Origin of the sequence: Flaviramulus sp. BrNp1-15 (assembly GCF_022259695.1) — a bacterium.
Classification (GTDB): domain Bacteria; phylum Bacteroidota; class Bacteroidia; order Flavobacteriales; family Flavobacteriaceae; genus BrNp1-15.
The window spans coordinates 61,728-75,553 of the sequence record NZ_CP092099.1; the positions used below are offsets into that span (position 1 = coordinate 61,728).

At 33.3% G+C, this 13,826-nt stretch carries 11 protein-coding genes; 1 reads left to right on the forward strand and 10 read right to left on the reverse strand.

Annotation, left to right across the window (positions count from 1 at the left end; all coding sequences use genetic code 11):
* Positions 1-6 precede the first annotated feature (6 nt).
* From nrfD to MBM09_RS00265, 3 genes are read right to left on the reverse strand one after another with little or no spacing between them, the layout of a single operon-like run.
* Positions 7-1,743, reverse strand: coding sequence for an NrfD/PsrC family molybdoenzyme membrane anchor subunit (nrfD, locus tag MBM09_RS00255; RefSeq protein WP_238674818.1), 1,737 nt, complete (start codon positions 1,741-1,743; stop codon positions 7-9).
* 28 nt (positions 1,744-1,771) lie between these two features.
* Entirely contained in the window at positions 1,772-4,870 is a 3,099-nt protein-coding gene (locus MBM09_RS00260; protein ID WP_238674820.1) for a TAT-variant-translocated molybdopterin oxidoreductase, read from the reverse strand.
* A 33-nt stretch (positions 4,871-4,903) separates the two neighbouring features.
* Entirely contained in the window at positions 4,904-6,196 is a 1,293-nt protein-coding gene (locus MBM09_RS00265) for a c-type cytochrome (RefSeq protein ID WP_238674822.1), read from the reverse strand.
* A 307-nt stretch (positions 6,197-6,503) separates the two neighbouring features.
* Between MBM09_RS00265 and MBM09_RS00270 the strand changes: the two genes are divergently transcribed.
* Positions 6,504-6,893 carry an SPOR domain-containing protein gene (locus MBM09_RS00270; protein WP_238674823.1) on the forward strand — a complete coding sequence of 130 codons (390 nt, stop codon included), beginning with the start codon at positions 6,504-6,506 and terminating at the stop codon, positions 6,891-6,893.
* Positions 6,894-6,903: 10 nt separating this feature from the next.
* On the opposite strand, the gene MBM09_RS00275 is transcribed toward MBM09_RS00270, so the two are convergent.
* The 7 genes from MBM09_RS00275 to MBM09_RS00305 form a co-directional block, all read right to left on the reverse strand.
* Positions 6,904-8,160 (reverse strand): peptidoglycan-binding protein, encoded by a 1,257-nt coding sequence (locus MBM09_RS00275; RefSeq protein WP_238674825.1) that lies wholly within the window; start codon positions 8,158-8,160, stop codon positions 6,904-6,906.
* 9 nt (positions 8,161-8,169) lie between these two features.
* Positions 8,170-9,018, reverse strand: a complete 849-nt coding sequence (locus MBM09_RS00280; protein WP_238674826.1) for a peptidoglycan-binding protein — start codon at positions 9,016-9,018, stop codon at positions 8,170-8,172.
* Entirely contained in the window at positions 8,996-10,720 is a 1,725-nt protein-coding gene (locus tag MBM09_RS00285) for a S8 family serine peptidase (RefSeq protein ID WP_238674828.1), read from the reverse strand. Before MBM09_RS00285 ends, MBM09_RS00280 begins: the two co-directional genes overlap by 23 nt.
* Before the next feature lie 6 nt (positions 10,721-10,726).
* Positions 10,727-11,431 (reverse strand): hypothetical protein, encoded by a 705-nt coding sequence (locus MBM09_RS00290; protein ID WP_238674830.1) that lies wholly within the window; start codon positions 11,429-11,431, stop codon positions 10,727-10,729.
* Between the two features lie 71 nt (positions 11,432-11,502).
* Positions 11,503-12,267: a hypothetical protein gene (locus MBM09_RS00295; protein WP_238674832.1), complete on the reverse strand. Its 765-nt coding sequence runs from the start codon at positions 12,265-12,267 to the stop codon at positions 11,503-11,505.
* 18 nt (positions 12,268-12,285) lie between these two features.
* A complete protein-coding gene (locus MBM09_RS00300; RefSeq protein WP_238674834.1) occupies positions 12,286-12,729 on the reverse strand; it encodes a hypothetical protein in 444 nt (147 codons plus the stop codon).
* Positions 12,730-12,742: 13 nt separating this feature from the next.
* On the reverse strand, positions 12,743-13,609 hold the full coding sequence (locus MBM09_RS00305) for a hypothetical protein (RefSeq protein WP_238674836.1): 867 nt from the start codon (positions 13,607-13,609) through the stop codon (positions 12,743-12,745).
* Between the last annotated feature and the right edge of the window lie 217 nt (positions 13,610-13,826).

Genomic DNA, 13,826 nt, shown 5'->3' on the forward strand with positions numbered 1-13,826 from the left:
CTATATTTAGTTTATTAATTTTTTAGCTTGTCCAGACCAATCATCACGCTCTGCTCTTCCTGGGAAAGATCCTGTGATACTGTCTAACAAATCATATTCTTTTTTGGTCATCTTACTAACTTGAAGGAATGTGTAAATACCTATACTATTAAGTACTTGTTCCATTTTAGGTCCGATACCACTTACTTTCTTTAAATCATCAGCAGTTTGTGTAGCGGCATCAAAAGTACCTATGCTTCCTAGTAAGCTACTAACTTTATCTGAATTATCTTCAACAGAAGTTTCTTTAACTTCAATTACAGGTTTAGTTACTGTTTTACCAGATGTTCTTTCATCTGCTCCTGTTCCAACTAAACTATTTCCTGCTTCTCTTATTTTTTTGTAACGCTCTCCAGAAGATTTTAAAATAGTTTTAACCTCAGCTTGTGCAATTACTGGGAATGTTCTTGAGTATAATAAGAATAATACAAAGAAGAATCCAATTGTTCCAATAAAAATCCCAATATCTACAAATGTTGGAGAGAACATAGTCCATGAAGATGGTAAGTAATCTCTGTGAAGCGATGTAACGATAATTACAAAACGCTCAAACCACATTCCTATATTTACCACAATCGAGATAAAGAAAGAGAACATAATACTTGTTCTTAATTTTTTGAACCACATAAACTGTGGAGAGAATACGTTACAAGTCATCATCGCCCAATATGCCCACCAGTAAGGACCAGTTGCTCTGTTTAAGAATGCATATTGTTCGTATTCAACACCCGAATACCATGCAATAAATAGCTCTGTAATATATGCCACACCAACAATAGAACCTGTAATCATGATTACAATATTCATTAACTCGATGTGTTGTACTGTAATATAATCTTCTAGGTTACACACTTTTCTCATAATAATAAGAAGTGTATTTACCATTGCAAATCCTGAGAATACCGCACCAGCAACGAAGTATGGTGGAAATATTGTTGTATGCCAACCTGGAATTACCGATGTTGCGAAGTCAAACGATACAATAGTATGTACAGAAAGTACTAATGGTGTTGCTAAACCAGCAAGTACCAAAGATACCTCTTCAAAACGCTGCCAATCTTTAGCACGACCAGACCATCCAAAACTTAATAAAGAATATATTTTCTTTTGAAAAGGTTTTATAGCTCTATCTCTAAGCATTGCAAAATCTGGTAATAAACCTGTCCACCAGAATACTAATGACACAGATAAATATGTTGAAATTGCAAATACATCCCAAAGTAATGGTGAGTTAAAGTTAACCCATAATGAACCAAACTGATTTGGAATTGGTAATACCCAATATCCTAACCATGGTCGACCCATGTGTATAATTGGAAATAAACCTGCTTGAACAACAGAGAAAATTGTCATTGCTTCTGCAGAACGGTTTATTGCCATTCTCCATTTTTGACGGAATAATAAAAGTACTGCAGAAATAAGTGTTCCTGCGTGACCAATACCAACCCACCAAACGAAGTTAGTAATATCCCAAGCCCAACCTACGGTTTTATTTAAACCCCAAGTTCCAATTCCTGTAGATATTGTGTAAATAATACATCCAATTCCCCATAGAAAAGCAGCAAGTGAAATACCAAAAACTATCCACCACTGTTTATTTGCTTTTCCCTCTACAGGTTTTGCTACATCCACAGTAACATCGTGGTATGATTTCTCGCCTGTAACTAAAGGTCTTCTAATAGGTGCTTCGTAATGAGACGCCATAATTATATAATTGATTCTTTAATTAGATTTATGCTTCAGTTGTATTTCTCACTTTTGTTTGATACTGCACATTAGGCTTAGTACCAACACTTTCTAATAAGTGATACATACGGTTATCTTCTTTAAGTTTTGCAACTTTACTTTCTTTGTCATTGATATCTCCAAATATCATTGCCCCACTACTACAAGCTGCAGAACAAGCTGTTTGGAATTCACCATCCTTAATTTTACGTCCATCACGTTTTGCATCAAGAATTGTTTTCTGTGTCATTTGAATACACATAGAACATTTTTCCATTACACCACGAGAACGAACAGTAACATCTGGATTTAATACCATACGTCCTAAATCATCATTCATATGATAATCGAACTCGTCATTTTCAGAATATAAGAACCAGTTAAAACGACGTACTTTATAAGGACAGTTATTTGCACAGTAACGAGTACCTACACAACGGTTATAAGCCATATGGTTTTGACCTTGACGACCATGTGATGTTGCTGCCACAGGACAAACAGTTTCACAAGGTGCATGGTTACAGTGCTGACACATTACTGGTTGGAAAGCAACCTGAGGATTCTCAGAAGCATTTTCCATTTCTCCAAATTCACTTAATGAACTTCCTAAACCAGAAATATTATCTTTTTTATCATTATCACCTTCAAATGATTCTTCAGATGAATAATATCTATCAATACGTAACCAATGCATATCACGACTACGACGTACTTCAGTTTTACCAACTACAGGTACATTATTTTCAGCATGACAAGCAATAACACAAGCACCACAACCAGTACAAGCATTTAAATCGATTGATAAATTAAAATGATGACCAATTGAACGATCAAATTCATCCCATAAATCAACCTCTGGCGATGTTACTGGAGTTTCTTCATGATTTAAAGACACTACAGGAATAGCATTCCAGTATTTTTTATCTTTTGTATTGAATATCTCTAAAGTTGTTTCTTTAATGATATCGCCACGACCCATTAAGGTGTTATGAAGCTGTACAGAAGCAAATTCATGCTCTCCAGCTGCAAGCTCAACGGTTACATCTTGAACTCTATTGAAACCATTGTATAATGCGTAGGCATTTACACCTGTTTGCATCTCTTCTTTTATACCTTTTGTCTTACCATATCCAAATGCTAATCCAACAGAACCTTTTGCTTGCCCTGGTTGAATAATCACGGGAGCTTTAATAGTTACTCCGTTAGCAGTAATATTAGCATAACTACCATTTAAAGCACCGTTTGCAACGTGCGTATTAGTTAAACCAAGTGCATCAGCATCTACTTTAGAAACAGTTAAATAGTTATCCCAAGATGTTCTTGTTAAAGGATCTGGAAACTCTTGTAACCATGGGTTGTTGGCTTGTTGACCATCACCCATACCTACTTTAGTATATAATGTTAACTCTAAACCACCATTAGCCTTTGCAGAAGAAGCCAAAGTTCTAGCTGCATTTCCTGAAGGTGTTTCAGTGTCATTCGATTCTAAATCGGCAACTTCTACTTCAGTTGCAATTGTTCCAACAAAAACACCATCATGTAATGCTTGATTGAAAGAACTACCTCCTAAAATAGTAGACCCCCAAGCGTCTTTAATATAATCATGGTAAGAAACATCGTTTCCTGTCCATTTTAATAAAGCTTCTTGAAATTGTCTGGTATCAAATAAAGGACGAATAGTTGGTTGTGTTAACCCATAATGTCCTTTTTTAATTTCAACATCACCCCAAGACTCTAAATAGTGAGGAGCCGCTGCAATATATTGCGCTTCTGAAGACGTTTCATCAGCTTTCATTGAGAACGCTACAGATAACTCTACTTTTTTCAATCCTTCAGCAAAATCTGAAGCATTTGGTAAAGTATACATAGGATTTACACCACTCATAATAAGTGCTGCAACACGACCAGCTTTCATATCGCCAACTAATCTAGCCACTGCATTATCACTACCTTGTCTAGTTTTAATTGGTGATTTTGTATCAAAAGCTTTACTTCCTAAAGCTTCATTTATTTCTAAAGCAACTGTTTGTGCATTTACATCTTGAATTCCTGTAACTACAACACCATTACTTCCTGCTTTCTTTAATTGAGAAGCTGCTTTTTTAACAGCATCTTCTATTTGTTCTGGTAAACTTCCTGAAACCGAACCTCCAACAACATAGCTATATAATTTAGCTAAAGCTAATTTTTGCTGTGTTGGTGTTAAAGGAATACGCTTATCTGCATTTGCACCAGTTAAAGACATATTAGCCTCAAACTGAATATGACGAGACATTTTGCCATGATCTGGAACTCTATTTTTAGCATAACCAGAATCAAATCCTCCACCTTGCCAATCTCCTAAGAAATCTGCATCAACAGAAACAATGGTCATCGCTTTAGCAAAATCATAATTTGCTAATCCGCGTTCTCCATATTTAGCTTGGTAAGCATCAAGAGCAGCAGATTCTGAAACAGCATCGTAAACTACATGACTAACATTACCATATTTTTCTTTGAATTCTGAAATCAACTTACTTGTAGATGGGCTAGCAAACGTTTGTGTTAATAACACAATATTTTTATTTGCAGCTGCTATACTTGTAAGTTTTTCAGTAGTTTCAGCATCAAATGTACTCCAAGAAATAGATTGACCATCTTTTCTTTTTGGCCCTTGAACCCTTAAGCTATCATACAATCCTAAAACAGAAGCATTTACTCTGGCATTTGCATTACCATTGGTAGCTGCCATAGTATTGTTTTCAATTTTAATTGGACGACCTTCACGCGTTTTTACTAAAACACTAGCAAAATCAAAACCATCAGCAATAGTAGTTGCATAGTAGTTAGCAACACCAGGAATAATTTCTGTAGGCTGAACAACATAAGGAATTGACTTTTTCACAGGACCTTCGCAAGCTGCTAAAGATGCAGCAGCAGTTGTAAATCCTACGTATTTTAAGAAATCGCGTCGGGTTGTACTTGAAGCCTCTAATGTTTCTTTATCACCTAAAAATTCATCAGTAGGTATTTCAGCTACAAACTCGTTTTGTTTTAGCGTCTCAACAATAGAGCTGTTTTCGTTTAGCTCTTCAACACTTTTCCAGTATTTCTTGTTTGATGACATATTATATAATTGAATTACTTCTTATTAAATTAATTAATAGTGACACTTACCACACTCTAAACCACCCATTTGAGCAGCGGTTAGTTCATCTACACCATATTTCTTAGATAATTCTTCGTGAATTTTTTCGTAGTAAGCATTATCTTTTACATCAACATTTGTTTCTCTGTGGCAATTTATACACCAACCCATTGTAAGTGGAGCATGTTGATACATAATTTCCATTTCTTCAACTGGACCATGGCATGTTTGACATTCAACACCAGCAACAGTTACGTGTTGTGAATGATTAAAATACGCAAAGTCCGGTAAATTATGAATACGCACCCATTTAACAGGTTGCGAATCTCCAGTGTATTTTTGATCTGCATCACTCCAACCAGCCGCTGCATATAATTTTTGAATCTCTCCATCATAGAATTCTTTAGAATATTCTGGAGTTGTTTCACCATTATACTCATAAATTGATTTATGACAGTTCATACATATGTTTAACGAAGGAATACCTGAAGTTTTACTAACTCTAGCTGAAGAATGGCAATATTTACAATCCACACCATTATCCCCTGCATGTATTTTATGTGAAAAATGTATTGGTTGAACAGGTTGATAACCTTGATCTACACCAATTTGAGATAAATAACCATAAACAAAATAAGCACTTGAAAGCAAAAAGAATATTGCAACAACAATCATTAAAAACTGATTTTGTACAAAGGCTTTCCAAAGCGGTGTTCTTTTTGTGGCTTCAGGAAACTCTATATTTTGAGCCGCAGCAAAACGACGTAATGTTTTATTTACCAAATACAATCCAGCTGCAAGCAAAATAAATAAAATTGCTAATGCTCCTAAAATAATTTCGTTTGATATACCTCCAGAAGATGTTTGCGTTTGAGTATCTACTGCCCCAGAAGCAGGTGTAGCAGGTGCTGCTTTTTCTTGGGCAGTGTATGCCAGAATATTGTTTATATCATCATCTGACAACTGAGGAAAAGCTGTCATTGCAGCTCCACCATATTCATTATAAATTTTATTTGCGTAAGCATCACCAGATTTAATAACTCCAGAACTGTTACGAATCCAAGCATACAACCAATCTCTGTCTAAACCTTCATCTTCAGCTAAACGCGCTTCCACATTACGTAAAGCTGGTCCCGTCATCTTTTTATCTAATTGATGACAAGCCGCACAATTGGCATTAAATAAAGATTTCCCTTTTGCTGGATCTCCTTCTTGCGCAGAAAGAGCTGTTGTAAACGCTAATAAAATAATTAAGCTAACACGAAGAATGCTATAACTTAACTTACGGTGAATCACCTGTTTCATCTATTAATATTTATTGTTTTAGAGGTTAAATGCAACGTGTCTATAATCATTTTAGTGATACTTGATACCTTGTATTTTCCTCATTTCATATTGTTGGTTAAATCAACTTCTAAACTTTGGTATGATTTTTTCTTTACAATAATCAAAAAAAATTACAGTTAAAAAAATCTGTGGCAAAAGTAATATTAAAAGTCGATTTTAGAAATGTTAGAGAACTGTTAATTGTTAATTTAGACAAATTCTAAATAATAAAAAGAGCTAGAATTAAGTTTATAACGTATACATTTGTATAAATATATTTTGATAGATGAAACCATTGAATTTGAAAATTAGAGTTTTAAGTGTTTTTTGTTTCGTATTAAGCACAGTCTATAGTTTTGCTCAACAAGGAAGCGTTACTGTTAATCAAGACAAAAAAATTGATGCTTTACTAGAGCTTAAAAAAGAAATGAATAAAAACGAGAATGATTCTGAAAGATATAAAATTCAAGTTTATTCTGGAAATCGTTCTGGTGCCCAAAATGCTCAAAAAGAATTTGGTGAGTCTTTTGGAAATTGGCATCCAAGTATGCAATACGAAACTCCAAACTTTAAAATTTGGGCGGGTAGTTTTAGAACACGTTTGGAAGCAGACAGAGCATTAAAGCGTATTAAAAGAAAATTTCCTCATGCTTTTATTTTTAAGCCTAAAAAATAATTTCAATAAGCTAAGTTAATTTATCAATCATTTGTAAAACACGTTTCTTTAGCAATCTTCCGTATCTACTATTTCCCCCAACACGATAGCCAACATAAAAAATAGAACCACTACCGCTTCTTGCAGTAGACTCTTGTATTAGTTTAGCCTTAGTAGCAGGAATACTCAAAAAATTATTTCTTCTATGTTGAAAATTATAAATAGCATAGCAAGGAAATTCTAAATTGGTATTTAAAAATAAAGTATCCCAGTCTGCATTTCTACTTGTTGTTAAAATAACCGAATCAGTTAAAGCACTCCACCTTCTTTTATAATTAAGTAATGTTGTATTTGCTCCAGAATAATTCTTTATAAAATTAATTAAACGAGAATAAGTGCTTCTAAAGGTTGTTTGTATTAAACCTCTACCTCTAAATTTATAAAAATCGGCTTCAGAAATAATGCCAGCATTAGTGGGATCTGTTGAAAATCCAGACGGATAAACATCTCTTGACCATGCTCTATTTGTAGTGTTTGCTACTCTGGTATAATTAGGTAAGCTCCTATGTGCATTTAAAAAGGTGTTATTTCTAAATAAAGTATAAGCATCTTCATTTGCTGTGGCGGTATTGTAAGATCGTTTTTTACCAGAATTGGTTCCAAACATATACCTTAAGCTACCACGTTCGCTTATAGGTGTAAATTTCCCTCCTGTTTCATTAATAATAATACTTACTAATGCAAAAAATTGAAAAATATTGATTGAATGATTACCTAAAGCACCATTAAAAATTAAAGGAATATTATCCCAAACACGATTAAAATTATTTTGATGCGTTGTAAAATTATTTCTTGGAATACTTCGTCCGTGTTTTGCTCTTCCTTCAAAAGTAATGTTTCCCCAAAACCCTTTGTTACCTATTTCGTCTTTGAACCAAGTACAGAAATCTTTACCTGTAAGCTGAGTAAAAAATGTATTTATCTCATTACTATTCTTAAAAGTTTTAGTACCATGTGCAGCAATAAACCTATCTAACTTAGAGCCAGTCGAAGGTGTTACTGGCGGATTAACTTGTGGTGTTACTCTACCTCCACTATTAATCTCTGTCTTAAAATAACTATAGAGTGCTTTTTTGGTTTTTGGACATAAATCTCCATCTACCCCATAACTTCCTAAATCGTATCCTCTAGTATGCAAAAAACGCTGTACTTCTTTAACTTCATTACTTGTATTTAGTTCTCCTATATATTGTTCGCTTAAATCTGGATAATTATATATTGTTCTCATGACTCTTAATTATAAAATTGAAACACCTCGTTTTTCCAAAAGAGTGTAAGTGAATTTTGTTCCTGCACCATGTTTACGTTCAGATTTTTTACACAACTCTATAAACTCATTAAAATGAGCTTCTCTTTTAAACACCTGACAACCAGCAGACCATTTGTTTACATTTGTTGAATTGGTTCCTGCTTTATGAATATTAATACCAAAATAACCTGTATCAGTGTTACCAACCATAAAATCCAAACTACCATTTTTATTATCATCTCTGTAAACGGTAACAGGTCCGTTACGCTGAACTAATGCTACATATTTACTTCTGTGTAATCCTAATTTGTATGCATTTCTGTACTGTCCTGCTTTTAAAATAGCTGTCCCCTTTGGATTAATCATAACACTCTGTAGATAACCTTTTCCTGGATCAGTAGTTAGCGGATAGCGTCTTACATTATGGATTCCGATTTCTTTCCAGATAACCACCAATTCATCATCAAAAAAATCGGCATTCGCATCTAGATTTCTAATTCCTATAATGTTTAGGCGTAATTCTTCTTCTTGAAAAACATAATTCTTACGTTGAAAAATAGCCCTAAACTCATTTACCAAAGCATTGTTTGAAGGCGTAACTGGATTTATTGTTGGTGGAGTACTTCCGCTTTGTGCTTTTATATAATCGTAAATAGCTTGCTTGGTCATACGACCTAAATCGCCATCTGCACCCCAACTTCCTAAATTATATCCATTTTGAATTAAGAAACGTTGCACCTCTTTTATTTGACTATAAGAATTTAATTCGGCTAAAGAATCTTCATGATTATAACCATTAAAACTCCCATTATATCTATGTTGATTTATTGTTCTCATATTGCTTCTTTTTAAGTTTTAATAATGTATTTAACTTATTTACTTCAATAACACCATAACCCGATTTGTTTATAATAGTTTTATTCATTGAATTTAGCGTTGTACAACTTTTAAATAATAGTTGCCTGAGTTCGTAAATATTGATTTTTGGAAAATGTTCTAATACTTTTACAGCTAAAGAGGCAACATAAGGAGACGCCATACTTGACCCACTTTTGGCTGTTAATTCTGATTTTGATTTTAATTGAAATTTTGCTGCAGATTTTGCTGCTACAATTTTATTTCCTGCTGCCAAAATTTCGGGTTTTATTCTCCTGTCTATTGTAGGTCCTGCACTACTAAAATGCATTGGTGTTTTATAAATATCTTCTTGATTATATGCTCCTACTGCAATAGTTAATGGCGCATTACAAATTGACCCTATGGTAAAATTCGTGTTTACATCTTCGGCAGAAAAATAAGATTGTCCAACATCGTCTCGCTCTATATAAGCATGGTATTCTCCATTTGATATTTCAATACCTTTTAACCTCACAATTAAACGTCTAGAATCTGGTCTTTTAGACAAAATAATATTGATGTGATTTTTTGTTGAATTTGGCTCATTATGTCTATGAAAAATGATTCCGTTTTGTATACCATCATAATTAATAATACTATCTTGAAATGGAAAAGATTCACCAAACACATTACCTTCATCATCTAGCAATTCAACTGCTATTCTATCTTCATTTTCATACCAAATTTCAATTTCGTTTGCTGATCGGTCTCTGGCCTTAAACAGCCATTCTATTTCTATGGTTTCATCTTGACTTAAAATTCCAGCATTGTGGCAATTGGCTAAAAAATAATTACCTGTACTTTGTACTATTACTGTTCCACCTCTTTTCTTTAAAATATTATTAAAGGCAATTTCTACCAAAGTATTTCCGGTGTGATCGCTACAATGCCCACCTAAACTCATATTAATTACACATGGTCTGTTTCCAGCTTGTTTTAAAATAAAATCTAATCCCTCAATTAGCTTTACTGAATCGCCAAGTGATAGATCTGAACCATTTACATAGCTCGATCCCATATCTACTGCTACTATTGGACTATTACCTGCAAAACTTTTTTTGCTAATAACTCCCGAAGATGCTGCTATACCTAAAACATGAGTACCATGCATTCCTCTTCCTATAAAATCATTTCTACCAGGGTGATACCCTAAACTTTTAAATGGTTCTCTACTTTTTAACGCATTATTTATGTGAGAATCATTAAATATTTCACCATAACCATATTTGTTTTTATTGGATTGCTTTAATGGTTGCACCCATATTTTTTCGAATCTGGTTTTACCTTCATTATCTAAAAAATCTGGGTGAGAGAAATCGAATCCAAAATCAATTATCCCAAAAACAACTGGACTCTTTTTTGTTTTTGGTTGATGCCGATTTACTTTATTTATAACATTTGAATACCCAGAATCATCATAAAAATCTGCAGGAATTACTTGTGGAGCTTTTAAACTTCTAGTTGCTGGATCATCATAAACTGATAATAAATCTTTTCTTAGAATACGACAGCTAATAATGTCTCCAAATTGAGAAATGACCTTGCAATGTTTTGGATATATATGCGCACTCTTTAATCGCAATAAAAGCTGTAGCTCTTCTCGCGGATTACCTTTTACTATGAGTTTAAGTTTAGGATCCATTGGTTATTATAATTCTTTAATTTTTGAAGTACCTTCATTTGGAATGAAGTATTTTACAGAATCTATAAATGAAGAAACTTGCATCATAATTGGCATTACAAAAACTTCATCATTAAGTTCCAATTCCATAATCTTTAACTTATTGAGAAATTCTTTATTTAAAAATGGTTTGAATCTAGTGTGTGCTTTTTTAAGTTTCGCATTATTTGATTTTGGAATCTTTTTTAAATTTTCAATAAAATCTTTATCGTTCAACCCTTCTTCTATACTATCTAGTTGCGATTCTAAAAAGAAACTTGTGGGTTTAGACAGGTCTATTTTATGCTTCTTAAAAAAAGTTATAATTTTTTGTGAAGGCTTATTGTTTTTTACCGTTTTAATAGCCTCAACTAATTCTTCTTGCTTTTGCGAAATAGTTGTCAATTCTTTTTTTAAAACTGTATTGACAACTTTACTTAAATTTTCTATTTCAGGTTTTATAGTTTCTACGGTTACAACCCTTGGTTTAGAATTTTTAATTGCTTTTACAAGCTCTTCAATACTTTTAAACACTACCTTTTGCTTAGGTTTATTTGCTTTTAGTATTATTAAAACATCTTCTATACTTGCTATTTTTTTAGCCTTTTTCTTCTTTTTATCAATCTCTTTTATATTGTTTTTATCTTTTGTTGTTGCTTTTTTTACCACCTTTTTTTTTACAGTTGCTTCCATGATTTTATCTTTAAATAGTTTAATAAAAAAGGCTAAAAGCCAATACCTTCAGCCTTTCTTTAAATACTTGATTATTTATTCATCATCATTAAAACTAATGGCAACATTAAGTTACTAGAATCTGAACTAGAGCCGCTTCCATTGTTTTGTTGAGACATGATTAACACCAATGGTAACATCATATCGTTTGATGATTTACCAGAACCCGAATCTCCTTGAGTAGAAAGCATTGGTAATAACAAACTTAGAGTTTGATCAAAGTTTACTGTTTTATCATTCTCTTTTTCTTTAACAGTTACTTCATCTGGTCCGTTTTCTTTTTCTACTACTGTTAACTCTAGGTTTTCTTCATTAAACTTTGGCTTGTTTAATAACGAACCCAACATACTCATGGTTTGCATGTTCTTTAAAACCTTAGTTTGATTAGCATCTTTTCTTGCAATGTCTTTTACAATACTTGAATATTTACCATCTACAGCTTTTAAGGTTTTCCCATTTGAAATGGCAGTTCTTTTAAGCCCATTTACATCTTTAGAAATTGTATTTAAAGCCACTTTTAAATCGGCTTTTGTTACCAAATTCTTAGAATTTCCAGCTACTGCTTTTCCAAAGTTTGAGCGTTGTCTTACGTTTCGGCTAATTTTAGGAGATAGTCTTTTAAAACGTCTGCCTCTTCGGCCTCTTCGACGTCTTTCGGCGAAATCTTCACCAAAATCATCATCTAATAGATCATCGTCTAATAAATCGTCTTCGTAATAATCTTCATCAAAGATTCCATCATCTAATAAATCTTCAATTAATAAACTGTCGTCAAACAAATCTTCTGTGTAATACATAATTTTAATATTTAATTGTTAATACTTGTTATTTTTAAAGTGTAGGTTATATTTTTTCTGTGCTGGAACTATGAGTTCCTTGTAGTGAACAAAATCTGGAACAAAAAAACCGGGTTCTCCTTTACCTTCGCATTTTTCACAATCATCATCACAACCAAAACAATCTGAACATGCTCCCACTGCTAAAGCAAAATCATTATTAATTTCTGCTTCATTAATGACTTCCTGTTTTAAGAATTTGACCATACGTTTTAATTTTAAAACTTGTGCTTTTAAAACTTGTGTTTGATCTTTTAATGAAAATTCTTCTACATTCAAATCATCAGTATTAACAACATCATGTGTTACCTCTATAGGGGTTTCTTGTGTTTCTTCTTTTTGAGATTGTATGGTGTCTAAAGCCGTTATAACCTCTGCTAATTCTGGTTTTTGTGCTTTAATATATTCTAGTAAAGGGTTCATAATTTGTAAGGATTTATACTAATTCTTCTATGTAACTTTCAACACGTTCAATTCTATCTTCTGGATAATTAACAACTAACTCTCCGTATTCATCAATTGAATATGTATCATCATCTAGTAAATCATCTTCGTAATATTCTGCTATAATATCTTCAGTTAAATAATTTATAGCTTCAACCATGTCTAAGTAATCAAAATCGTTCTCGTTAATGTTTTCATGGTAAATTTCTCCTTGTGGTGCATTGGCTCGACCGAATAATAGTGCTTGAAATTGAGGGTTGTTTACTACATTAGATAATACTGCCGAAGAACTTTTTCCTAAAATTGGACCTGTTGGCCTGTTTGTTGGTGTTACTGGATTATTTTTTGCATAACGATTAGCACCTCTTAGTGCTGCACGACCCAATCCTCCAAGAGCTTGTTTAGTTTGCCCCCAAGTTTGCCTTAGTTGTGCATTACTTCTAGTACGTCCACCTCTTCTTCTACTTGGTCTGCGTCTTCTTCGGCGTCGTGATTTGAAATCGGGGACTTTATCTAATGCACCAGCGCCTGCGCCTGCAAGATTACCTACTAAGCCACCAGCCATTCCTCCTAATTGAGGCATCCCATAAGCTGCTCCTATTGCTGTTCCTGCAATTGGCGCTGCAACCGAAGCTACTTTTAAAGCTCCAGAGCCCACTTTTTTGGCAATGTTTCCTAAACTACTCCAAAAACTTTCTGCTTCCTCAGCTGTCATTCCATTTACACGTTCTGCTAAATATTTATCTATTTCCTCAGAAGAAGCTTCTGCTAATTCCTGATGAAAAGCGTAACGTGCTGCGTCATAAAAATCTTCTTCCTGAAAAGACTCTCCATGATAAATTTCTTGATAAAGATTCATTTTAATAATATTTTAATTTCTACCTACTCTATTATAGCTTTTCGGTTTTCGCCATGTATTCAATTTAAATACTCAACAAAATTGTCTATAAATTCGTATAAATTTTAGAGGATATAAACCGTTTTTATCCAAGGTTTAATGCTTTATTTTTATAATGAAAAACAGAAAAAGGCATAGATTTTTTCCTTAAAAAGTAAGGGGAAAAACACCCTAAATG

Bases quoted from the DNA above. Each gene is read 5' to 3' on its own strand.
- nrfD (WP_238674818.1), bottom strand. From the start codon at position 1,743: ATGGCGTCTCATTACGAAGCACCTATTAGAAGACCTTTAGTTACAGGC.
- MBM09_RS00260 (WP_238674820.1), bottom strand. From the start codon at position 4,870: ATGTCATCAAACAAGAAATACTGGAAAAGTGTTGAAGAGCTAAACGAA.
- MBM09_RS00265 (WP_238674822.1), bottom strand. From the start codon at position 6,196: ATGAAACAGGTGATTCACCGTAAGTTAAGTTATAGCATTCTTCGTGTT.
- MBM09_RS00270 (WP_238674823.1), top strand. From the start codon at position 6,504: ATGAAACCATTGAATTTGAAAATTAGAGTTTTAAGTGTTTTTTGTTTC.
- MBM09_RS00275 (WP_238674825.1), bottom strand. From the start codon at position 8,160: ATGAGAACAATATATAATTATCCAGATTTAAGCGAACAATATATAGGA.
- MBM09_RS00280 (WP_238674826.1), bottom strand. From the start codon at position 9,018: ATGAGAACAATAAATCAACATAGATATAATGGGAGTTTTAATGGTTAT.
- MBM09_RS00285 (WP_238674828.1), bottom strand. From the start codon at position 10,720: ATGGATCCTAAACTTAAACTCATAGTAAAAGGTAATCCGCGAGAAGAG.
- MBM09_RS00290 (WP_238674830.1), bottom strand. From the start codon at position 11,431: ATGGAAGCAACTGTAAAAAAAAAGGTGGTAAAAAAAGCAACAACAAAA.
- MBM09_RS00295 (WP_238674832.1), bottom strand. From the start codon at position 12,267: ATGTATTACACAGAAGATTTGTTTGACGACAGTTTATTAATTGAAGAT.
- MBM09_RS00300 (WP_238674834.1), bottom strand. From the start codon at position 12,729: ATGAACCCTTTACTAGAATATATTAAAGCACAAAAACCAGAATTAGCA.
- MBM09_RS00305 (WP_238674836.1), bottom strand. From the start codon at position 13,609: ATGAATCTTTATCAAGAAATTTATCATGGAGAGTCTTTTCAGGAAGAA.